The sequence below is a fragment of the Algibacter sp. genome (genome assembly GCF_039977455.1).
Taxonomy (GTDB): Bacteria; Bacteroidota; Bacteroidia; order Flavobacteriales; family Flavobacteriaceae; genus Algibacter_B.
On sequence record NZ_JBDWDG010000029.1, the window covers coordinates 52,910 to 77,296 of the forward strand.

Below are 24,387 nucleotides of genomic sequence, written 5' to 3' on the forward strand. Positions count from 1 at the left end.
TGAAATTTTTATATTCATTAATTTAAAATAACAAGCAAGGAGTAAAACCTTATTCTTACGACTTAAGAACAAAAACCTAGCTTCTTGAATTTTTAAATTTATCGCGAATGATGTCGCCAATAGGACGGTTTTCGATTTTAGACTCTAACCACGAAATAATATCGAGGTACAAAAATGAACGGCTTTGGTAAGGGTCGTTTTCGTAAGTTTTTAGTTTTTTGTGGAGTTTGATAAATTCACCTTTTACCTCGTGCGGATAAATATCGCCCAAACCACGTAAAAATTTGATAAATTCTCTTTGTACTTCGTACAAATCTTCCATTTTAATTAGAAACTTATAGGTGCTTTTAATTAAAACGTCCAAATTATAATCTAAACCAGCCTCGTAATGCGCTACAAGATTTAAAACTCGTGAAAAGCACAATAAATCTTCGCGCAATTGCAAGGATTTATTACTTATAATTTTCTCTAAATAAAATATACATTTTTTGTTATCACCGGCACCAAAATACATACTTGCTATTTTGTAATAAAACACCATAATATGATGCTCATCTATACGATTTTTGTAGTTTTTCAAACGCTCTAAAACCTCATCAATAAGAGGCATACCAGCTTCAAAACTACCTTCTATAAAATGAAGATTAAATTTATTATTATAAATATACAGAAAGGCTAAACCCTCAATATTATCATTTGTTGGAAACCATTTTTCTTTGGTAAGCGCCTCTAATTTTAATAAAGAAAACTTGAATTTTTCGTGTTTATTCAAGAAGAATAGTGACTCTAATAAATAATTATTTCCTTTTAGAAAGAATACAGGATTTAAGGCTATCATATCTTTATTATCATAAAACAAGTCTACCCATTTTGAAGCGTATTTATAACAGGCTAAAAAATCGACGGTTAAAAAACTATACCATAAATACGATTTATAAAGCCACAGTTTTTCTCTAAAACCTAATTTATTTATGTTATATTTTGGAAGCCTATCGTTAAAGTACTTTGTTATTATTTGATAATCCTCATCGTTTTTAATGTAGCCCATTTTTAAAAACAAGCCGTATAATTGAAGGGATAAATTTGATAATTTACTAGCCAAAACGTTTTGTAAACTTAGCTCTTTAGCTTGAACGGTAAGCTCGTCTGCACGACTACTAATACTTCGTGTTATATATTGAGACTCGATTACCTTTTCTAATTCTACAATTTCATAAGCTGCATTTTTTTCTTCATTTATAATGGCTAAATTTTTTGCTTTATCTAAAATCTTTAAACTTTGTTTGTAAAGTCCTTTATGGTATAAAATAGTCGCAAAATCTAATTGTTCCCGAATTTGAATTCGAATATCTTGATGCGATGGGTTTAACCTTAAACTAATTAAAATCTGTTTATATAAATGTGCCTTTAAATTAGATAGCTGTTGTTTTTTAACGATACCTTTTTTAAGAATAGTTGCTTCATCATACACATTGATTTTATCAAGTATATTAAAGAGTTTCAAAAATTTCGACTCCTCGTTAACACCTAATCTCCCAACATAAAGCTTGAATTGCCTTTTTTCGGATTTAGATAACGATTTAATCAATACAAATAAATTATCTTTTTGCTCTTTCGTTATAGTCATAAAAACAGTGTTAAATGTTTGATTTTCATGCATTTAACCCAATTTAAGCATGGTTAAACATCGTAATATTTATATATGAAGCTCTGTATTTAGAAAACCAAAATATAAATTCGTGTAACAATACGAAAATATATTTTAATAAATGTCTGATAATAAAGTCCAAATTTTTGATACTACACTAAGAGACGGCGAGCAAGTCCCAGGTTGTAAACTAAACACTGACCAAAAACTAGTTATTGCAGAACAGCTTGATTTATTAGGAGTAGACGTTATTGAAGCTGGTTTTCCAGTATCTAGTCCTGGAGATTTTAAATCGGTTGAAGAAATTTCAAAAATAGTAAAACATGCTACCGTTTGTGGTTTAACCCGATCTGTAGAGAATGATATAAAAGTTGCTGGCGAAGCATTAAAATATGCTAAACGACCAAGAATACATACGGGAATAGGAACCTCAGATTCTCATATTAAATTCAAATTTAAATCGAACCAAGATGCTATAATCGAGCGCGCTGTTAAAGCCGTAAGTTACGCTAAAACGTTTGTTGAAGATGTAGAATTTTATGCTGAAGATGCAGGTAGAACAGATAATGAGTATTTGGCACGTGTTTGCGAAGCGGTTATTAAAGCTGGAGCAACAGTTTTAAATATTCCTGATACTACAGGATATTGTTTACCAAGCGAATATGGTGCAAAAATTAAATACCTTAAAGAAAACGTAAGAGGTATAGACAAGGCTATTTTATCCTGTCATTGCCACAACGATTTAGGATTGGCTACAGCAAATTCTATTGAAGGTGTAATTAACGGTGCTCGCCAAATTGAATGTACCATTAATGGTATTGGTGAGCGGGCAGGAAACACAGCTTTAGAGGAAGTGGTAATGATTTTAAAACAACACCCTTACCTAAATCTAGACACAGGAATTAATACAGAAATGCTTTACGGTATTAGCCAATTAGTTTCTGACAATATGGGTATTTACACACAACCTAACAAAGCTATTGTTGGTGCAAATGCTTTTGCACATAGTTCTGGAATTCACCAAGATGGTGTGATTAAAAACCGTGAGACTTACGAAATCATGGATCCAAAAGATGTTGGAGTAACCGAATCTGCCATTGTATTAACGGCACGAAGTGGTAGAGCTGCATTAGCCTATAGAGCAAAAAATATTGGATACGAATTAACAAAACTTCAGTTGGATGAAATTTATACGAATTTCTTAGATTTCGCCGATAAGAAAAAAGAGGTGGACGACAACGACATTCATAAAATTATTGAAAACAGTAAAGTATATAAAGAAATTATTTCGGCATAAATAAAAATAAATTCTCGCCTAAGCTTATCTTGAGTAAAGATGAAACGCGAGAATGACTAAAAACTAAGTTGATGAAATTAAATATTGCCGTTTTACCAGGTGATGGTATAGGTCCAGAAGTAACAGCCCAAGCCGTAAAGGTCTTGAAAGTTATTGCTATGGAATTTAACCACATATTTACATTTCAAAATGCATTAGTTGGCGCATGTGCAATAGATAAAACAGGTAACCCTTTACCTGAAGAAACTATTACCATTTGTAAAAATGCAGATGCCGTTTTATTTGGAGCTATTGGAAACACCAAGTATGATGACGATCCTGATGCTAAAATTCGTCCAGAACAAGGCTTATTAGGTATTCGTAAAGAATTAGGTTTACACACCAATATACGCCCTATAATTGCTTACGACGATTTATTAAGTAAGTCATCTTTAAAAACAAAACAAATAAAGGATACCAATATTCTTATTTATCGCGAATTGACAAGTGGTATTTATTTTGGAGATCGATACTTAAGTGACGACGGAAATATAGCAACCGATATTTGCAAATACGAACGTTTTGAAATTGAACGCGTTACACATTCTGCATTTAAAGCTGCGCAATCTAGAAAACGCAAATTAACTTTAGTTGACAAAGCTAATGTTTTAGAGACCTCACGTCTTTGGCGCAGAATAGTAAAAGAAATAGCTCCACAATATCCCGATGTTCGTGTTAACTACACCTACGTTGATAATGCTGCCATGGAACTTATTATTAAACCTAGACAGTTTGATGTTATTTTAACAGAAAATATGTTTGGAGATATCCTATCGGAAGAAGCTAGTGTAATTGTTGGCTCTATAGGTTTGTTAGCATCGGCGTCCATTGGTGATAAATACGCCATGTTCGAACCTATTCATGGTGCATACACTAAAGCTGCCAATAAGGGTATTGCGAACCCTATTGCCTCCATTTTATCAGCTGCCATGTTATTAGATCATTTTGGTTTAGACGAAGAAGCAGCTTTGGTGCGAGAAGGCGTTGATAAATCATTAAAATTACACATTACAACACCAGATTTAAATAACAAATACGACAATATTAGCACCACCAAAGTGGGTGATTTTATAGAGGATTTCATTCAAAATCCAGACGAAACAAATCTAAACTTTACTAATATTCATTTAGGACAATCCACCATCATTTAATTTTTTGAGTTAGTCACCAAAAAGTAAATTAAACTAAACATTTGGCAGGAAAATCCTAAAACCTAAAAAGCGCATCTAACCAATGCGCTTTTTTTATATCGTAATTTGTTTGGACTTAACTTTTTTTTGTATCCATACTGCAATTGGTCCTTTAAACCCCATTTATACCCTTCTAAAATATTTAATCGTTCCTCTTGGATAACCGTGTTGCCACAATACTAATAATTAGTATCTGAGATGCATGAAACAACATTAAAGGCAATAAAACAATACCTATTGTAGCCATATTTCCAAAAATAATTTTAGAAAATACTGTACCATGAACTAAAGATTTCTTAGTACCGCAGAATTGTGCCGTAATCTGGTCTTCTTTATTAAAATTAAGCTTTCTAGTTAAAAACCCTATCACCACAAAAACTAACAAAAACAGTGCTAATACAGCAATAAAAAGTAAGAGTAAATCTAATAACGATACCGAACTAAATATGTTTTTGGTAAAGGATTCAGCAAAACTCTTGTAAATAATAAGAAGTATAATAGATTTATCAAAAATGGTAAGTTTAGCACTATGTTTTTGCACAAAAGCGCCAAAAAATCGCTGCAATAAAAATCCCAAAACCACAGGTAATATAATCTGAACAATAAGCTTAATGTAAATGGTGGTAAAATCGAAATAGGTTTGCGCTTCATTAACAAAAAGGCCCATCCAAAGTGGTGTTAAGGCTATACCAATAATCCCGGAGATACTCGCATTAAAAATGGCAGCAGGAATATTCCCTTTTGCCATAGATACCATTACTACAGACGACGATACTGTAGATGGTAGCGCAGCTAAAAAAAAGAAAGCTAGCCAAATGGTTTCATGCGTTTCATTTTGTATTAACGGACGTAACCCTAAAACTAACATAGGAAAAATTAAAAACGTAGCGCTTTGTACTAAAACATGTAATTTCCAGTTTTTAAGCCCCGCTTTAAGCTTTTCCGGACTCAATTTAAGCCCATAAAAAAAGAATATAAGCGAAATTCCTACCGTACTAATTGTATCGATAGGAATTTTGCTGTCACTTACGCCCCATTGCGGGAAAAAGTAAGCCAATATGATTACGCCAATAATAGATAAAACAAATTTATCAATCTTAATATTCTTCATCCTTAAATGTATAAACTATACAACAAGAAATAAATATGGATTTCCAGTAAAACTCAATTCAAAAGAAATTTATTTATTTCCACTAAAATTACTTAGGAAACTTGTTGCGAATTTCATCTAGGCATAAATTATGAATACTACCAGCGTGTGTATGTTTTTTAGAAGTATCAGGAACATATGTACCATCTTGAACTTGTCCGCCTATTTTTTGGTAAGCTTCTCTAAAACTTTGCCCCTCAACAACCAACGTATTAATATTATCTACGGTAAACAAGTACTTGTATAAATCGCTGTTTACATCAACATCTTTCACAATAATTTGTTGAATCGAATAATTAAAAATATCAAGAATATCTTTTAACTCTTCAAAAGCAGCAATCATGTTTTCCTTTAATAACTGGTAATCTCTATGGTATCCACTTGGTAAATTACTAGTTATCAATACCATTTCACCTTGTAAAGCTTGGATTTTGTTACACTTACCACGAATCAATTCAAATACATCCGGATTCTTTTTATGAGGCATAATACTACTACCTGTTGTTAACTCATCTGGGAACGAGATAAAGCCAAAATTCTGACTCATATATAAACACGTATCCATAGCAAAACGCGACAAAGTATTACATAAACTACCTAAAGCTGCTGCAATAGTTCGCTCGTTTTTACCACGCCCCATTTGTGCTGCAACCACATTGTATTTTAGTGTAGCAAACCCCATTTCTTTAGTCGTTAATTCTCTATCAATAGGAAATGAACTTCCGTAACCCGCAGCCGAACCTAAAGGGTTTTGGTCTACAGTTTTTATTGCGGCATCCAATAAAAACACATCATCAATCATAAGTTCTGCATAAGCCGAAAACCATAAACCAAATGATGATGGCATAGCCACTTGCAAATGCGTATAACCTGGTAAAACCTTGTTTTTATAAGTATCTGCTAAACCTAAAAGCGTTTCGAAAAGTGTTTTTGTTTTATCTTTAATAATACCCAAGTTCTCTTTGTAATATAAATGACAAGCCACTAAAACTTGGTCATTTCTAGAACGTGCGGTATGAATTTTTTTTCCAACTTCGCCTAAAGACTTTGTTAATTCAAATTCAATTTTAGAGTGTACATCTTCAAACTGCGCATCGATAACAAAGGTTCCTTCTTCAATTTGCTCTTCAAGAACTTTTAATCCGCCCAATAATTCCACCAATTCTTCAACCGAAATAATTCCGATTTTCTGCAGCATTTTTGCATGCGCTTTTGATGCAATAACATCATATTTTGCAATATGAATATCAATTTCACGGTCGTTACCTACTGTAAATTGTTCTATTTTTTTATCGATTGATATGCCTTTATCCCAGAGTTTCATTTTAGTAAATTTTAATTCTTAAAATTTAGAATAAAGAGAAAAGACTGCTTCGCTTTTAGAACAAAGACTACTAACATACTATTTTTAAGTCTTGTCTCTTGATTCTATATCCTTATTTCTATAATACTTTTTCTAATAATTCAATATATATCTGTACACCTTCCTCAATTTCATTTAAGTAAATAAATTCGTTTGCTGAATGTGATCGTGTGCTATCTCCTGGCCCTAATTTTAAACTCGGACATGTTAATACCGCTTGATCGGATAAGGTTGGTGACCCATAAGTGGTTCGTCCCATAGCAACGCCTGCTATTACCAAATCGTGTTCCACAGGAATACTAGACGAATTTAAACGTAAACTACGTGCTTTTATACTTGTAACTGGAGCCTTTTCTTGTAAGATTTCGGCAATTTCTGCATTGCTATACGCATCGTTTACACGAACATCAATCACTAAATCGACGTGCGCTGGCACTACATTATGCTGCGATCCTGCATTAATTTGTGTTACGGTTAGCTTTACATCGCCTAAAGCTTTAGAGCCTTTTTCGAACTTAAAATCTTTAAACCATTGTAACGCATCAATAGTATTATAAATGGCGTTATTTTCGTTTGGATGTGCTGCATGACTTGGTGTACCTTCTATAACTGCATCAAAAACCACCAAACCTTTTTCGGCAACGGCCAAATTCATTAAAGTAGGTTCGCCAACGATGGCTACATCTACTTTCGGGATTATTGGAAGCATACTATTAAGCCCGTTTGGACCACTACTCTCTTCTTCCGCGGAAGCGACAATAACTAAATTATATTTTAAATTTTCCTGATTATAAAAATGGGTAAATGTCGCTATTAAAGACACCAAACAGCCACCAGCATCGTTACTTCCTAAACCATATAATTTACCGTCTTGAACAAAAGCCTCTAACGGATTATTGGTATACGCCGAATTTGGTTTTACCGTATCATGATGCGAATTTAACAATAGCGTTGGCTTGCTTTCATCAAAATGCTTATTGACTGCCCAAACGTTATTTTTTGTGCGTTTATAATCGATTTTATAACGTGTAAACCAATCTTCAATATGCAACGCTGTTTTATCTTCTTCGGAAGAAAAAGACTGTGTTTCTATCAGCTTTTTTAATAGCGATATAGCATCTTGTGTTAAGTCTTGTATGGGCATATTATAGTGTTATGGTTGTAAAATTATCATTTTCTTGCGTTAACATAGATGTATTACCCATATTTATAGAATTTACACCACCACGTAAGGCATCAAAACAGTTTTCTAACTTAGGTAACATGCCATCTGCAATAATACCTTTAGCTAACAAATCTTGATAGGTTTTTGTGTTGATATGTTTTACTACCGAGTTTTTATCATCTATATCTTCTAAAACGCCATTTAATTCAAAACAATAATAGATTGATGTGTCGTATAATTGACTCATACCTACCGCCACTTGAGAGGTAATAGTATCAGCATTAGTATTTAACAACTGTCCGTTTCCGTCGTGTGTAATAGCACAAAAAACAGGTGTAAAATCGGCTTGAATTAATTTATCGATTGACTTATAAGCCACCGCTTTAACATCGCCAACAAAACCAAAATCGATGTCCTTTACCGGACGCTTATCAGATTGTATGCTGTTAACATCGGCTCCTGTTAATCCAATGGCGTTGGTATTTAAGGCTTGCAGTTTGGCTACCACATTTTTATTAACCAAACCACCGTAAACCATAGTTATAACTTCTAAAGTTTCGGCATCGGTAATTCTTCGACCATTTACCATTTTAGACTCAATACCTAACTTGGAGGCCATATGCGTTGCACGTTTACCACCACCATGAACCAATATTTTCTTGCCTTCTAAATTCGAAAATAATTTTAAAAATGCCTGTAAAGCGTTTTCATCTTCAATAATATTTCCTCCTATTTTTACTATGGATAGTTTTTCTTTCATATTTATCTTGAAATCTTTTTGGCTTTAAAAATTTATGGTTTATTTATTTAAAAACCACCAAGAAGTTTGAGTAACCTCACAAGTTGCGTGTTACTTTAAATCTTCTAATATCTTTTTAAGCACTAATTGCGCTGCATAGGTTCTGTTATTTGCTTGCTGTATTACCAAAGAACTATCAGTATCCAATACAGCATCTTCAACTACTACATTTCTTCTAACGGGTAAACAGTGCATAAATTTTGCATCGCCAAGTTTAGCTTTAGTTATCATCCAATTAAGATCTGTATTGATTACTTTTCCGTAATCCTGATACGAGCTCCAATTTTTAGTATACACAAAATCGGCATCTTTAAAAGCTTCCTCCTGATTGTGATAAATTGGTGTATCTCCTGTTATTTCTGGGTTTAAATCGTAGCCTTCTGGATTAGCAATTACAAACTCAACATCCATTTTTTGCATGGCTTGAGTAAAACTATTTGCAACAGCATGAGGTAATGCCTTTATATGAGGCGCCCAACTTAAAACCACCTTTGGTTTTTTAACCTTAGCATGTTCTGAAATGGTAATCGCATCGGTTAACCCTTGTAGTGGATGCCCTGTGGCACTTTCCATATTTACAATAGATACTGAAGCATATTTTTTAAAAGCATTTAAAACCTGCTCGCTATTATCTTTTTCTTTATCGGTTAAGGTAGGAAACGCTCTTACTGCTATAATATCGCAGTATTGAGATACTACGGCAGCAGCTTCTTTAATATGTTCTGCTGTATTACCATTCATAATAGTACCATCTCCAAACTCAATTCCCCAAGCATCGCCAGAAACATTCATAACAATAGGATCCATACCTAAATTTAAAGCTGCTTTTTGAGTACTTAACCGCGTACGTAAACTAGAATTAAAAAATAATAAACCCAATGTTTTATTTTTTCCTAATGCTTTATGCTCAAGCGGGTTTTCTTTAAGTTTTTTGGCCTCTTTAATCCAAGTATTGATGTTGTCTATATCGTTTATTGACGTGTAATTCTTCATTATATGCTCGCCTATGCGGGTATTTTTTTAATTTAACTTTATTTCTTTTATATGTACTACAAGGGTTTTGAAACATTGCAGGATATTTTTGTAAACGCCACTTTATCTTCCATGGCATTTATCATAAAATTATCCTCTAATCCGTTTACAATCCAAGTTTCTATATTTGCAGCCTTAGCTACCGTTGCGGCTTCTATTTTAGATTGCATGCCACCACTTCCGTGTGTAGATTTCGAATTTACAACTTGAGCTCTTAAAGCATCAAAATTATCCACGTCACTTATGGTTTTAGGTGTTCCTTTTTCGATAGATTCCTTGGTATAAATACCATTTGTATTGGTGGCAATTATAAATAAATCAACATTTAAAAGTGATGCTGTTAAAGCTCCTAATTTATCGTTATCACCAAATTTAATTTCATCAGTTGCAACGGTATCGTTTTCATTAATAATAGGAATGTAATTATTGTTTACCAATACATTAATAGTATTTACAATATTGGTTTTACTTTCCTGCTTTTCAAAATCTGAATACGACAATAAACACTGCGAACTCAACAAGCCGTATTCTCTAAATATTTCTTGATAGATTCGTATTAAATGTGGCTGCCCAATAGATGCCAAGGCTTGTTTTACAAAAACTTCTTCCCGTTGGCTTTCTAGCTTTACAAATTGTTTTGCCACAGCAATAGCGCCAGAGCTTACAATAATAAACTCGTGAGTATCTTGAAGTTTTTGTATTTGATTTGCAATATCTTCAATTTTACCACGCGATAAATTATCGGTTTCTTTCGTTAGCGTATTAGAGCCAATTTTTAGTAAAATGCGTTTTTTCTTCATTATTTAAAACTTCACCTGCTTATTTTAAAACACTAATTATGCGTAGTTTGGTTATCTTACTTGTCCACTACCATGAACATACCATTTATTAGTTACTAAATGTTGTAAGCCAATTGGTCCGCGTTGGTGTAATTTATCGGTACTGATGGCTAACTCGCCACCTAAACCAAACTCGAAACCATCAGTAAAACGTGTTGATGCATTATGATAAACAGCACCACAATCTACGCTAGCCATAAAATTTTCGGCAGCACCTTGCGCACTAGTTACTATTGATGCCGAGTGGCCACCACTATATTTATTAATCATTTCAATCGCCGCTAAAGTATGTGGTATACTTCCAATAACGATCTTATAATCTAAAAACTCTTTATACCAAATATCATCGTTTTCAATCGGTTTAACCGATTTATAATCAGCTAAAGAATCATCTCCTAAAACTTCAACATGATGTGATGCTAAGCGTAATAATAAATCTTCAATAAATTGTGCCTTATTAGGTAAATCACTGTCGATTAACACCTTATCCACAGCATTACATCCAGAAACCTTTTGGCATTTTGCATTTACAATAATATCCAAAGCCATTGCAGCATCGGCATGTTTATGCACATACACAAAGTTATTACCGCGTCCGCTAACAATAACAGGACATTTAGCATGTTGCTTTACAAATTCGATTAAACGTTCGCCACCACGTGGCACAATTAAATCTAAGGTTTGTGTTGGGTTTTCTAAAAACGCTTGTGTTTCGGTGCGATTATAATTTAAATACTCTACCCATTCTGTACTTACATCATGTGCTTGTAATGCTTTATGCCATAAATCCACAATAGCTAAGTTAGAATTTAGAGATTCTTTACCGCCTTTTAATAAAATTTTGTTTCCCGATTTAAAAGCAATTCCTCCGGCTTCTATAGTAACATCCGGACGCGACTCGTATATAATCATGACCGTACCAAAAGAAGCTGTTCGGTTATAAATTTGCATGCCATTATCGTGTGTAAAGCTAAAACGCTCCACACCAACAGGATCTTCTAATTCTGCTAACTGACGTAAAGACTCAATCATGCCTTCTATTTTAGCGTCGTTAACTTTTAAACGATCACTCATAGCCAAATCACTATCATCATAGCTATCCATATCTATTTTATTAGCATCTAGGATAGTTTGTGCGTGTTCTTTAACCAATTCCTTCATGGAATTTAATACGGCATTACGTTTATGTATACTTAGTGTTTTGTTCATTTTTCTAGCTTACTTTTACAGCTTCTTCAATCTCAACCAACGCTTCAACCAACGCTTCAAAAAACATATTAATATGATCTCTTCTTAATGTTAAAGGAGGTAATATTCTTAATAATTTTTTATTTGAGGCACCTCCGGTAAAAATATTATGATTATAAATTAAATTCTTTCTAAGGTCTCCAACTTCAAAATCGAATTCTAAACCTAACATCAATCCTCTACCTTTTATATTTTTTATTTGCGGAATAGTTTTGGCTAATTTCATGAAATAGCACGACATCTCATTTACATTATCTATTAACTTATGCTCTTCAATAACGTTTAAAACCGATAAACCTGCAGCACAAGCTAAATGGTTACCACCAAAAGTTGTCCCTAACATTCCAAATTTAGCTTCAATATCTGGATGAATTAAAATCCCTCCAATAGGAAAACCGTTCCCCATGCCTTTTGCTATCGAAATTACATCTGGCGTTACATTATAGTGCTGAAATGCAAAAAACTTGCCTGAGCGTCCATAACCAGACTGTACCTCATCGGCAATAAACATGGTGTTATTTTCTTTACAAAGTGCATCAACAGATTCAAAAAACTCGGCAGAACCTTCATCTAAACCACCTACACCTTGAATAAACTCGACAATAACCGCACAAACATCACCTTTTTCAAGTTCCGCTTTTACACCTTCAATATCGTTTAACTCAAGAATAGTTACTTTTTGCTGCGCATTAATTGGCGCAATAATATTTGGGTTATCGGTTGCCGCTACAGCAGCCGACGTACGACCATGAAAACCATTTTTAAAAGCAACCACACGAGATTTTCCCGTTTTAAACGATGCCAATTTTAAGGCATTCTCGTTAGCCTCGGCACCAGAATTACATAAAAACAACTCATAGTCTTTACAACCAGAGAGCGCTTCTAATTTATCGGCAAGCTCTACCTGTAATGGGTTCTGAACTGCATTAGAGTAAAACCCTAATTTAGCAACTTGCGATGCTATTGCATCAACATAGTCCGTATGCGCATGTCCAATAGAAATTACAGCATGACCTCCGTAAAGATCTAAATACTCGGTTCCTTTTTCATCATAAACATAAACACCTTTTCCTGAAACAGGCGTTACATCATACAACGGGTAAACATTAAATAGTGGCATATTATTTGGTTTTAATTTGGTTTATTTTTTCAAACGATGCGTTAATTCCTTTAATAAGCGACGAGCTTAAACCTTGGTGTTCCATTTCGTTTAAGCCTTCAATAGTACAGCCGCTAGGTGTTGTAACACGATCTATTTCTTCCTCTGGGTGTTTGCCAGATTCTTTTAATAAGGTTGCCGCACCAAAACATGTTTGCATAGCCAATTCGTGCGCCTCATGAGCCTCAAAACCTAACTGAATAGCGCCTTGTGTTGTAGCCCGAATTAAACGCATCCAAAAGGCAATTCCGCTCGCACAAATTACTGTTGCTGCCTGTAATTGTTCCTCAGGAATTATCATAGATCGCCCCATACAATTAAAAATAGTTTTTGCTAATTCTACTTTAGCCTTAGCCATTTCATTTACCGAAATACAGGTCATAGATTGCCCCACAGAAGCCGCCGTATTAGGCATAGCGCGAATAACAAAACTATCTATCCCAACAATATCTTCAATTCTTGAAATTGCAAAACCTGTTATTACCGAAATAATAACATGATTTTTATTAAGTAACGGTTTTAAATCCTTTAAAATAGCCTCAAAATGACGAGGTTGAACCGCAAAAATCAAAATATCAGAATTTTTAACAGCTAAAGCATTATCCGAAGTAAGCTGAACATTATCAAACTCCTCAAACCCTTTAATTGAATTTACGTTTCGTTTGGTTAAATACAACGTTGTTAAAGCAGATGTCGTTACTAGTCCTTTTGCAATAGACTGTCCTAAACTTCCTGCTCCTATAATTGCTACTTTCATATTAACTCTTTTATCGCACCCTTAAAAAAGGGAATCTATTTATTTAATTTTGGCGCCTGCCTGCCGGCAGCCAGGTTACCACACCTTTCGTCTATGCTCAGGCTAGGCGGCCGAGCTTGGATCCTGTCTTGAGCGCAGTCCAAACGTTGCAAGTCCCTCACCTCCTTTGTCGGACTGTGGGCTTTCCACTGCAATCCCTAACGCGGCAAAAAACCTTATAGGCATTAACGAAAACTTTCACGCTACTCTTCCTTTTGAGGAACCTAAGTCGACTTCCTAAAAATAAGTTGCCTTTAAACCTAATCCTAAAGTTTCTTCTAATCCATACATTAAATTCATGTTCTGTACCGCTTGACCAGAAGCGCCTTTTAATAAGTTATCAATTACACTGCTAATTAACAATTTACCGTTGTGTTTATGTACATGCACTAAACATTTATTAGTATTTACAACCTGCTTCATGTGTAAAAAATCATCAGCTACAAATGTAAATTTAGCATCTGCATAAAATGCTTCATATATTGCTTTTGCATCTTCTACTGTACCCTCATAATCGGTGTAAATTGTAGCAAAAATACCTCTAGAAAAATTACCTCTATTTGGCATAAAAATAATTTCAGAATTAAAGCTAGGTTGCAATTGATTAACCGACTGGTTTATTTCTCCTAAATGCTGATGTGTAAACGGCTTGTAATACGAAAAGTTATTATCTCGCCACGTATAGTGTGTGGTTGCAGACAACGAAGTTCCTGCGCCTGTTGCACCTGTAACAGCATTAATATGCACATCGTTTCCAAGTAAACCAGCATCTGCCAATGGCAACAACCCTAATTGAATAGCCGTGGCAAAACATCCTGGGTTTGCTATATAATTGGCACTTACAATAGCTTCTTTGTTTAATTCTGGTAAGCCATAAACAAATGATTTACCGTTAAAAACCTTATCGGCTTCTAACCTAAAATCGTTACCTAAATCAATAATTTTTGTGTTATCAGAAAACGTATTAGCCTCTAAAAACTTAACAGAATTTCCATGACCTAAGCATAAAAATAAAACATCCACATCTGGATTTACGGTGTCTGTAAATTTTAAATCTAAAGTCCCAACTAAATCCTGGTGTATTTTACTAATCTTATTACCAGCGTTACTTGTACTAAACACAAAATCAATTTCGGTTTCTGGATGGTTAATTAATAATCTAATTAACTCACCTGCCGTATAGCCTGCACCACCAATAATTCCTGCTTTTATTTTTTTCATTTCTTATACTTCTTTCAGACCTGCACTGTTTTTAAAACCTCGCAGGTCTTTTAAATTCGTATTATGAGTTTACTTGTCTGTAAATTTTATTTTGATTCCCTATAATTTTGATAAATCCTTTTGCATCCTCTGCGGTCCACGCTTTATTTTCTTCGCCATACGTACTAAACTTACTAGACATTAAATCATGATCTGAAACAATACCGTCTAAAGAAAAGTGGTATGGTTTTAAAGTCACTACAACATTACCAGAAACCATTTTTTGTGAACTTTGCAAAAATGCTTCTGTATCTCGCATTACAGGATCTAAATATTGTCCTTCATGCAAATGCATGCCGTAAAAACTAGACAGATAATCTTTATGTTGTAATTGCCATTTTGTTAAGGTATGCTTTTCTAACAAATGGTGCGCCTTTACTGTAATTAAAGCTGCAGCGGCTTCAAAACCAACACGCCCTTTAGTACCTACAATAGTATCGCCAACATGAATATCTCTACCAATAGCGTAAGCCGAGGCAATATTATTTAGGGTTTCTATATTAACTTCCGGAGTATTTTCTTCGCCATTTAGCGCAACAAACTCCCCGTTTTTAAAAGTTAAGGTTACTTTTTCTTCCCCTTCTTTTTCTAACTGAGAAGGATAAGCCTCACTTGGCAATGGTTTTTCAGACTTTAACGTCTCTACACCACCAACACTTGTTCCCCAAAGTCCTTTATTAACCGAGTATTTAGATTTCTCCCATGGCATATCAATACCTTCAGATTTTAAATAATCTATTTCCTCTTGTCTGGTTAATTTTTGATCTCTTATAGGCGTAATAATTTTAATATTTGGTGCCAAAGTTTGGAAAATCATATCGAAACGTACTTGGTCATTTCCTGCCCCTGTACTACCATGAGCAATATATTCAGCGTCAATACTTTTAGCATATTCAATAATTTCTATAGCTTGAATAATACGCTCTGCACTTACAGAAAGTGGGTATGTACCATTTTTTAATACGTTTCCAAAAATTAAATACTTCACTACTTTTTGGTAAAATGTAGCTACAGCATCAATATTTTTATAAGTTGAAACGCCCATTTTATAAGCGTTACTTTCAATATGCTTAATTTCTTCAGTTGTAAAACCACCAGTATTTACACTAACGGCATGTACATCATATTCTTTTGATAAACTTACTGCGCAATATGAGGTATCTAAACCTCCACTATATGCTATTACTAATTTTTTCATTTTATTATTTTGTATAACTTATTCTATAATCTAAATTTGTTTTAAATGACCTATTTCAGACTTGAAACATTCATTAACATAATATTTAAAATTCAACTCATCACGTAATTTTCCTAGTTTCTCTAGTTCCTCAACTAATCCCACAGACATTTTAGCTAGGGTAACGTGAGTCATCCCCAATAATTCGTTATAATGATGTACTTTAGGAGTTTGTGCAACCGAAATTAAAAAGGAATTAGAAAACAACTCGGTCATTCTGGACATTAGTAATAACCCAAGGTTATAATTACGACATTCGCGATCTACCCACAAGGAGGTACGTTCATAAACAGAATGCCCTTTTACCTGATGCTCATGAACAAAAATATGACCATAAATTCTATCATCTTTTTTCAATATAAAACAGCCATTTTCAGCACGAGTTCTCAACATGTCAACATCTACATAATACAAGGTAGAGAGCTCTTTAGATCGTTCTGAAATTAATTCCAATGTTTTATTTGAAAGTTTATAAACTAGCTTTATTTCTATGTCCTCATTAAAACAATAGTCTTCAGCTTTCTCTATAACACTTATAATATCTGTATCCAATATAGTATCCATTTTACAACCCCTTTAAGGTATATTTTTAAATCATTCAAAATCAACAAATGACCTTAAAACAATTGATTAGATTAAGTATCTATTACAAAATAATTACTTAAAAAATCTATTCCAAAAAAAATAACGAAACTTAGAAAGCGAATAGCTTTCTTAAACTGAATAGCCCCTAGGGGCGAGTTTTAGGAAAACGTACAACAGTTGCTTTAGTATTTGCTACTAAAACAGAAGAGATAAGAGATATGTTGTTTCCTGTTTTCACTGAATAACTACCTTAACTATTAACTCTAAATCGTCGGCGTAAGCCCCTTTCGTTAATATAAGCAGCAAAATTACAACTAATTATGGATTACACAACATTAAATACAAAAAAATAAAGGCTCTATGGTTTTTCTCCATAGAACCTCTTATAAATTATTTTATTCATAATATTTAATGATACTAACCAAATCATAACATGGGTTACTAAATAAAACCCTAATTGCCTATTTTGGCAAAACAAATGGTCTTAAAGATGTTTTATTAGCAGAAGGAAAATCTTCAGGTAATTCCGTTTGGGTTACTTTATTTGTTGCAGCCCATTCTGTTCCTCGCTTTAATAGGGTTATAAAACCAACACATTCAAAAGATGTGGCATCGTGTCCCAATGTGGTATGAAAAATTCTTCCCTGACCATATTTTACTACCATAGCAACAGGCTCTTTTTGTTCCAATTCTGGTTTTTTCTTGGTAGATACTGCGGTTGCTAAAATGGTTACATTTTCGGCGGGCCCTCTCAGGAAAGCATAACATTCGTCTGGTGCATGCATCCAAACCTTTGGCATTCCTTTTGTAATTGGGTGCTCTGTATTATAATTTGTTACTGGGAAAGCCTCTCTTTTACCGTGGGTTCCTCCTTTCCCCGGACTATAATCTTTTTTTGGCTTATTATCCTTATCTATATATAAGTATGGGCCGTGTTTTTCGGTGCGACCACCCCAACCACCAATCGCAATCATTTCATTATAAGCTGTCCAATCTGGAAAACTATTATCGGCAGCATGAACACTAACAAAACCTCCGCCATTTTTAATGTATTTTTCAAAATTCAACTGAACTTTTTCTGGCCATGAAGCAGCTTTATAGCCAAAATTAGAAATTATCACATCATATTTTGAGAATTTTGGATTAAAATCCGGATCGGTTTTTGGCTTACCCTCAATACCTTCAGGTACATTTGCAAAGCCTAACCAACTTTTGTTTTCCTCACTATTATTTAAATATTTAGTTCGGGCAATATCTACGGTAAACAAGCCAGTTTCTTCAAGGTACCGCTTCATCATAATGGTCGATTTTGGCCATACCGTATGGTTATTTTGTCCGTCTACTATTAGCACTTTTATTTTACTCTTAATTGGGTTATTTGCATAGCCTTTTGTAAAAAAACAAAGACTTATTAGTAATACAACAATACGATTTATCATCATTTCTATTTTTTTTATAATTCCCTTACCCAAATATTTCTATAACTCACACCACTATTATCGCGGTGGTCTTGCAATTTTATTGGCGCTTTGCCATGTGGTTTATTTTTGGGCCAACCAATAAACTCGGTAGTGCCTTTAATTTCATAATGGTCTTGAATTAACACACCATTATGCAGTACTGTAATAGTACCTGATTTTGTTTTATTACCAGCGTCTTCAAACATGGGTGCATGATAAATAATATCATAAACATTCCAATACCCTGTTTTTGAAGACGCCTTAGCCAACGGAATACCCTGTTTGTATATAGATCCTACTTGACCATTTACATAGGTTTCATTATCGTTATTATCCAAAACTTGCACCTCATACCTGTTTTGCATAAACACACCACTATTAGAACGGTGCTGACCACTCCCTATAATTTCTTCTGAAGATTTCCATTCAATATGAAGCTGGATATCGCCAAAATTACGTTTGGTTTGTATATCGCCTGCCTTGTTTTTAACCGTCATACTTTTATCCGAGTTTAAAACCCATGTCACATTTGAAGAATCAACAGAAGACACCCACTCATTAAAACTCTCACCATTAAAAAGCACAATGGCATCCGACGGAATTTGAGTCTCCTCGTTTACCGTAACGACTTTAGGTATTGGCTCCCAAACTTCGGTTGCTTTGGGCTTTTTTGGCTCTATGAGACCTTCGGTAGATTCATTTTTATGTTTAGAATCCACGGGAACAATCTTGCTGCTACAAGACGTAAAAACTAAGACTATTAAAAGTATTAAAACTTTATTCATTAAATACCTAGGATGCTTTTTAAATAATCTTCATCAATTTCGCCTCCAGCAAAATCATCAAAACTACGTTCGGCAGATTCAATAATATGCTTTTGAATAAATGGCGCGCCTTCTCTAGCGCCCTGATCGGATGATTTTATGCAACATTCCCATTCCATAACCGCCCAAACATCACAATTATATTTTGTAAGTTTTGTAAAAATCCCTTTAAAATCTACTTGGCCATCACCTAAAGAACGGAATCGGCCTGCACGATCTTTCCAGTCTGAAAAGCCACCATAAACGCCCTGCTTTCCGGAGGGATTAAACTCAGCATCTTTAACATGAAACGATTTAATACGCTCGTGATAATAATCGATAAACGTTAAGTAATCTAGTTGCTGAAGCACAAAATGACTTGGATCGTAAAGTATATTAGCACGTTTATGATTTCCTGTAGCTTCTAAAAAACACTCGAACGATACACCATCGTGCAAATCTTCTCCAGGGTGAAGTTCATAACACACATCGACCCCTTGCTCATCAAAATGATTTAAAATTGGAGTCCAACGTTTTGCTAATTCTCCAAAGCCCATTTCTACCAAACCTTGAGGACGCTGTGGCCAAGGGTACACCGTATGCCACAATAAAGCTCCTGAAAATGTAGCGTGCGATTTTAAACCTAATCGCCCACTAGCGGTTCCTGCTTTTTTAACAAAATCGATTGCCCATTCTGTTCTGGCCTTAGGATTTCCGCGTACATATTCTGGTGCAAAACCATCAAACATAGAATCGTAAGCCGGATTAACCGCCACTAATTGTCCTTGTAAATGCGTTGATAGCTCTGTAATTTCTAAACCATACGAATTTACTTTTCCTTTAAGCTCATCGCAATATGTCTGACTTTTGGCAGCCTTTTCAACATCGATTAAACTAGATTCCCATGTTGGTATTTGAATTCCTTTATATCCTAAATCGGCAGCCCATTTACACATACCATCTAAACTATTAAATGGTTCTTCACTTCCCGCAAACTGTGCTAAAAAAACTGCTGGTCCTTTTATTGTTTTCATCTGTTTAAATTTTATTATTTTTTATCGGTCAGACTAGCCTGCCGGCTGGCAGGTGAAATGCGCCATTGAACACCTCGATTTGTAAACCAAAATGTAATGGCTCATTTCATATTTTAATTGGTTTTATAAATCTAGCCAAACATTACCCGACTTGTTCGACTCTACACATTTTTCGATAAATTTCATCCCACGAACACCATCGTAAACGTTGATAAATTCGCCCTTATCATAGTCTAAACCACGAATTGCTTTTGCTACACCATAGTAAATATTCCCCATAGAATCAAAAATACCTTCTGGATGTCCTGGAGGTAATTTTGTTCCATCTAAAGACACTTCGCCATTGTAAGCATGACCAGGTTTTAATATTTGCACTGGCTTATCATCTGTTAGATGGTATAAAAAATTTGGGTTTTCTTGCTCCCAATTAAATCCGCCTTTAGAACCATAAATTTTAACTGTAAGTCCATTTTCTTCGCCTGTTGCAATTTGGCTTGCTCGAATAACCCCTTTTGAATAATCGGAGAAACGAATTAACACCGTACCATCAACATCCAATTGAACATCTTCATAGCGTGTGTTTAGGTCGGCTAAAACAGATTTTACTTCGTTACCCGTAAGGTATTCTGCCATATTAAAAGCATGAGTTCCTATATCGCCAATACAACTACTAATTCCAGCTTTTGTAGGATCCAAACGCCAAATAGTTTTACGTACTTCTTTATCGTGAAGTATTGGATTTATCCAACCTTGATAATATTGAATATCTACTTTATGAACTTCACCAATTACGCCAGATTGAATCATTTCGCGCATTTGCCTAACTATTGGATATCCCGTATAGGTATAGGTTACAGCAAATACTGTTTTTGCTTTTTTAACAGCTTCTTCTAGTATTTCTGCCTCTTTTAATGAAGTCGTTAAAGGTTTTTCGCAAATTACATGAAAACCATTATCTACCAATTTTTTCGCCATTGGAAAATGCAAAAAATTAGGCGTTAAAACGGAAACTACTTGAATCTTTTCATCTTCAGGCAATTTTGATTCCCCCTCAACAAAGGCATCTAAATCTTTATAAATTCGATTTGTAGGTAAGCCAATTTTTTCAGCGAAAGCGATACTATCATTCACATCTGGATTAAAAACACCACCAACAATTTCAAATTGATCATGCATTGCCGAAGCCACTCTGTGAAGTACTCCAATTAGCGAATCGCCTCCACCTCCTAAAATTCCGAGTTTAATTTTTTTTGCCATTACTATTTTGTTTGTTTTTTTATTTTACACTCATTTTAACCCCTTTTAGCTTTGATTAAAAAAAGTTAAATGTATTATTTAACAACTAACAAGCCACATTAAGCCTGTTGTGTTTTTTCTCTTTTTTTCATGTATATATTTAATCCAATAAAAGCCACAATAAGAATTGCAGGCAATATCGACATGGTTCTTAAGGCTTCAACAGCATTGGCATCGTCCATAAGTTTTCCCATAACAGGAAGTACTAATGATACCGAAAACATTCCTGCACCACCCATAATTGAAAGTCCTAAGGCTCCTGTTTCTGGTAAATATTCTGCCACAAAACCTAACATGGTTGGCCAAAAAAATGTTACTCCCACAGCAAATACTGCTGCGGCTACAAAGGTCATTCCGCCACTAGTAATGGTTAGTAACCATAAACCTATAAAGGTGAATATGGCCGAATACAAAAGCATTCCAGATGGTTTCAACTTATGCACTACTTGACCAGCAAATAAGCGACCTAAAGCCATAATACCGTTAATAAACGCTAAAACTAATAAAGGTACTGCCACCGACTCTTTTAATAGTGATTCAATTCGTTGTGTGGTTCCTAATTCGGATGCTGCTGTTAAAAACATACATAACACCATAAATATAAACAACGGTTTACCAACACTTGAGAACATTTTTTTATTGCTAATTCCCATTTGAACACGCTCTGTAACTGGGAATTTTTGTCCAAAAAACAGTATAGCATAAGCAAACAAAGGAACAAACAAAGTAGCCACCATTATTTGCCAACTTAAGCCCATTACATCCATAACTAACCAACCAACAATGGAGCCTATTACAATTCCTCCAGGAAACCAAACATGAAAACGATTTAACATTTTAGTTTTTTGATCGCTATACATCGAAGCTACCATGGGGTTTAATGCTGCTTCCACCATACCGTTACCGATACCCACAAATAATGTTGCCAAAAACAAAGAGGTCATGGAGTCTGCCATAATAGTCCAAACAATACCTATAGCATGGGTTATAAATGCTATCCATGTAATTTTTTTAATTCCTAAAAAATCAACCATCGGGCCACCAAAAATCATAGCTAATGTAAACCCGAAAAAAGCAGGTGTAAACGCATATCCAATTTGTTCAAGTGTAAGTCCTACGCCTTCTGGCCCAAAAACGGTTTCTAATCTTGCTCGAATAGCAAAAGTCATTGCAGTTGTAATTAAAGCAAGGCAACTCCCTAGAAAGAGTCTTCCTTTGTTAATGTTTTCCATCTTAAAATATTTAGTTTAGTGAGTGTGAAATTTACTATATCATATTTAATTTTGAACAAAAAATATTAAAGTAAATTATACCTAGTGAAAATAGGTAATAGAAATTAAAACAATGTGTGTAATTATTCAATGAAAGATTTTAAACACTTTCCAACTGCAAAATAGCATGTTCTACCCGATAATTATTTGGAGAACATTTTTCGTGTTTTTTAAATACAGTTGCAAAATATTGACTTGTGGTAAATCCAGCCATATACGCTACCTCCGAGATTGAAAGCTCGCTCTGCTCCAAAAGTAATTTTTTAGCTAACTCTAACCTTTTCATAGTTAAATAGCGCATTGGCGTAACATTTGTTAAGCGCTTGCAATGGTGTGTAAATCGAGTAACACCAACACCTGCGGACTCAGCCATAAGTTCAACCGTCCAATTTTCGGAAAGATTATTACCTAGCTCCTCCAAAAAATATTTTACACTTCTAGAACTATCTGTTAAAGATTCGTTTAAAACAATATCATCGGTATTTAATAAATCTAATAATAGAATTAATAAATAATTTACTAGTAACCTGATTTTTGAAGCATTACTTCCAGCCACGTCCGTATTAACGGCTTTATAAATCCTAGAAAAACAATCTCGAATTTTTTGATCGGTTTTCCAAACAGACTTTTCGTTTTGTCTTAGTATGGTTGTTAATCGATCTAAATCTGATGGTGTTAAAGTAATCCAATCTGGCCAAACCCAATCTTGATGAGGCCTACGCACGCCTAAATCGATTATAACCCAATAAAATTTTCCCATCCCAACATACGGATTTCCCACTTTATGAGCTTCCCAAGGACGCGTAATTGTTAAATGATTTGGTGAAAGTATGACCTCCTTGTTTTCTTGAGCATAAGGCATACTACCCGATTCTAAAAAATGAAACTCTAAGCCTTCATTTCGGTGCCAATCCAAACCCCAATCCTGAGGCTCACTAGCATCCCAATAACCAATACTATTAAGGCCTATTGTATTTTGGTCTAGACGATCTCCAGGATAGGTGTGTCGTGCTAAGGCTTTAAATTTTATTTTTTTTCTATTGAAAGCATCTATTAAAGGCACACAAGTGTCTGCATGATATACAATACCATCGCCTTTAAAAGGTTCTATTTTAACTTTATTAACTTTCACTGAAATTATTTAAACAATACAATGGCAAATTAGTCAATTAAACACAATCAAACAAGTATACTATTTTCACATCTATTCAGATAAAAAAAACAACCTTAAAAACTTATTTTTTTAACTGAAACAACAACGCCGCTAATGCCATACTTAAACCAATAAACTCCCTTGACCCCTCTAAATATGCCTTTTCATAAACCATTTTTCCAAAAATCTCAGATTTATTATCCGTTTTAAACCAATCTAACAGCAAACTAAAATGCATTGCAGCATAAACCACTAAACCTGCAGAAAATAAAATGATAATTACTTTAGGGATTACAATATAATTAGACACTAACATAATAACTGCTATACTAAAATAAATTAAAAACCATATTACTGGGTCTGGGTCATTTAACTGAACTACAGCAAAAATGACAAACAAACCAAAAAGTATAAAATTGATTATTTTTTTTACCCCTGAGGATTGTGCTTTAATCATATTGTTTTTAGAATTAACATTAAAAATCAAAAATAGATAATCTAAAATTAAATTACAGATTTCGTATTAAAGTCATCAACATTGACCTTGAAAATATTTCATTCAC

General features: G+C 34.2%; 22 protein-coding genes. 2 read left to right on the forward strand and 20 right to left on the reverse strand.

What is annotated here, in order from left to right:
• Window positions 1-76: 76 nt before the first annotated feature.
• Entirely contained in the window at window positions 77-1,627 is a 1,551-nt protein-coding gene (locus tag ABJM36_RS13795; RefSeq protein ID WP_348452083.1) for a hypothetical protein, read from the reverse strand.
• 142 nt (window positions 1,628-1,769) lie between these two features.
• Here ABJM36_RS13795 and ABJM36_RS13800 point away from each other — a divergent pair, with 142 nt between their 5' ends.
• Both ABJM36_RS13800 and leuB read left to right on the forward strand, forming a co-directional pair.
• Window positions 1,770-2,945 carry a 2-isopropylmalate synthase gene (locus tag ABJM36_RS13800; protein WP_348452084.1) on the forward strand — a complete coding sequence of 392 codons (1,176 nt, stop codon included), beginning with the start codon at window positions 1,770-1,772 and terminating at the stop codon, window positions 2,943-2,945.
• Between the two features lie 71 nt (window positions 2,946-3,016).
• Window positions 3,017-4,135 carry a 3-isopropylmalate dehydrogenase gene (gene leuB, locus ABJM36_RS13805; RefSeq protein ID WP_348452085.1) on the forward strand — a complete coding sequence of 373 codons (1,119 nt, stop codon included), beginning with the start codon at window positions 3,017-3,019 and terminating at the stop codon, window positions 4,133-4,135.
• 181 nt (window positions 4,136-4,316) lie between these two features.
• Here the strand turns inward: leuB and ABJM36_RS13810 are convergent, their stop codons facing one another.
• The 19 genes from ABJM36_RS13810 to ABJM36_RS13900 form a co-directional block, all read right to left on the reverse strand.
• Window positions 4,317-5,285, reverse strand: coding sequence for a bile acid:sodium symporter family protein (locus tag ABJM36_RS13810; protein ID WP_348452086.1), 969 nt, complete (start codon window positions 5,283-5,285; stop codon window positions 4,317-4,319).
• 88 nt (window positions 5,286-5,373) lie between these two features.
• Window positions 5,374-6,648 (reverse strand): argininosuccinate lyase, encoded by a 1,275-nt coding sequence (gene argH / locus ABJM36_RS13815; RefSeq protein WP_348452087.1) that lies wholly within the window; start codon window positions 6,646-6,648, stop codon window positions 5,374-5,376.
• A 118-nt stretch (window positions 6,649-6,766) separates the two neighbouring features.
• Complete coding sequence (locus ABJM36_RS13820; RefSeq protein WP_348452088.1) at window positions 6,767-7,831, reverse strand: M20 family metallo-hydrolase; 1,065 nt, start codon at window positions 7,829-7,831, stop codon at window positions 6,767-6,769.
• Window position 7,832: 1 nt separating this feature from the next.
• The gene (gene argB / locus ABJM36_RS13825; protein ID WP_348452089.1) at window positions 7,833-8,612 is read right to left on the reverse strand and encodes an acetylglutamate kinase; all 780 of its coding nucleotides are present in this window, start codon (window positions 8,610-8,612) and stop codon (window positions 7,833-7,835) included.
• A gap of 90 nt (window positions 8,613-8,702) precedes the next feature.
• Entirely contained in the window at window positions 8,703-9,644 is a 942-nt protein-coding gene (locus ABJM36_RS13830) for an N-acetylornithine carbamoyltransferase (protein ID WP_348452090.1), read from the reverse strand.
• 56 nt (window positions 9,645-9,700) lie between these two features.
• Window positions 9,701-10,483, reverse strand: coding sequence for a glutamate 5-kinase (gene proB / locus ABJM36_RS13835; protein ID WP_348452091.1), 783 nt, complete (start codon window positions 10,481-10,483; stop codon window positions 9,701-9,703).
• Between the two features lie 51 nt (window positions 10,484-10,534).
• Window positions 10,535-11,731 carry a glutamate-5-semialdehyde dehydrogenase gene (locus ABJM36_RS13840; protein WP_348452092.1) on the reverse strand — a complete coding sequence of 399 codons (1,197 nt, stop codon included), beginning with the start codon at window positions 11,729-11,731 and terminating at the stop codon, window positions 10,535-10,537.
• 4 nt (window positions 11,732-11,735) lie between these two features.
• Window positions 11,736-12,890 (reverse strand): aminotransferase class III-fold pyridoxal phosphate-dependent enzyme, encoded by a 1,155-nt coding sequence (locus ABJM36_RS13845; RefSeq protein WP_348452093.1) that lies wholly within the window; start codon window positions 12,888-12,890, stop codon window positions 11,736-11,738.
• Between the two features lies 1 nt (window position 12,891).
• A complete protein-coding gene (proC, locus tag ABJM36_RS13850) occupies window positions 12,892-13,686 on the reverse strand; it encodes a pyrroline-5-carboxylate reductase (protein ID WP_348452094.1) in 795 nt (264 codons plus the stop codon).
• 276 nt (window positions 13,687-13,962) lie between these two features.
• Window positions 13,963-14,946 carry an N-acetyl-gamma-glutamyl-phosphate reductase gene (argC, locus tag ABJM36_RS13855; protein ID WP_348452095.1) on the reverse strand — a complete coding sequence of 328 codons (984 nt, stop codon included), beginning with the start codon at window positions 14,944-14,946 and terminating at the stop codon, window positions 13,963-13,965.
• A 61-nt stretch (window positions 14,947-15,007) separates the two neighbouring features.
• Window positions 15,008-16,183, reverse strand: coding sequence for an argininosuccinate synthase domain-containing protein (locus ABJM36_RS13860; RefSeq protein ID WP_348452096.1), 1,176 nt, complete (start codon window positions 16,181-16,183; stop codon window positions 15,008-15,010).
• Window positions 16,184-16,213: 30 nt separating this feature from the next.
• Entirely contained in the window at window positions 16,214-16,786 is a 573-nt protein-coding gene (locus tag ABJM36_RS13865; protein WP_348452097.1) for a GNAT family N-acetyltransferase, read from the reverse strand.
• Between the two features lie 482 nt (window positions 16,787-17,268).
• The gene (locus ABJM36_RS13870) at window positions 17,269-18,249 is read right to left on the reverse strand and encodes a ThuA domain-containing protein (RefSeq protein WP_348452098.1); all 981 of its coding nucleotides are present in this window, start codon (window positions 18,247-18,249) and stop codon (window positions 17,269-17,271) included.
• 11 nt (window positions 18,250-18,260) lie between these two features.
• Window positions 18,261-19,052 (reverse strand): DUF1080 domain-containing protein, encoded by a 792-nt coding sequence (locus tag ABJM36_RS13875; RefSeq protein WP_348452099.1) that lies wholly within the window; start codon window positions 19,050-19,052, stop codon window positions 18,261-18,263.
• Complete coding sequence (locus tag ABJM36_RS13880) at window positions 19,052-20,104, reverse strand: sugar phosphate isomerase/epimerase (RefSeq protein WP_348452100.1); 1,053 nt, start codon at window positions 20,102-20,104, stop codon at window positions 19,052-19,054. Before ABJM36_RS13880 ends, ABJM36_RS13875 begins: the two co-directional genes overlap by 1 nt.
• Window positions 20,105-20,227: 123 nt before the next feature.
• Window positions 20,228-21,361: a Gfo/Idh/MocA family oxidoreductase gene (locus tag ABJM36_RS13885; protein ID WP_348452101.1), complete on the reverse strand. Its 1,134-nt coding sequence runs from the start codon at window positions 21,359-21,361 to the stop codon at window positions 20,228-20,230.
• A gap of 98 nt (window positions 21,362-21,459) precedes the next feature.
• Window positions 21,460-22,632 (reverse strand): MFS transporter, encoded by a 1,173-nt coding sequence (locus ABJM36_RS13890; protein ID WP_348452102.1) that lies wholly within the window; start codon window positions 22,630-22,632, stop codon window positions 21,460-21,462.
• Between the two features lie 139 nt (window positions 22,633-22,771).
• Entirely contained in the window at window positions 22,772-23,803 is a 1,032-nt protein-coding gene (locus tag ABJM36_RS13895) for an AraC family transcriptional regulator (protein WP_348452103.1), read from the reverse strand.
• Window positions 23,804-23,906: 103 nt separating this feature from the next.
• Window positions 23,907-24,281 carry a transmembrane 220 family protein gene (locus ABJM36_RS13900; protein WP_348452104.1) on the reverse strand — a complete coding sequence of 125 codons (375 nt, stop codon included), beginning with the start codon at window positions 24,279-24,281 and terminating at the stop codon, window positions 23,907-23,909.
• Window positions 24,282-24,387 lie beyond the last annotated feature (106 nt).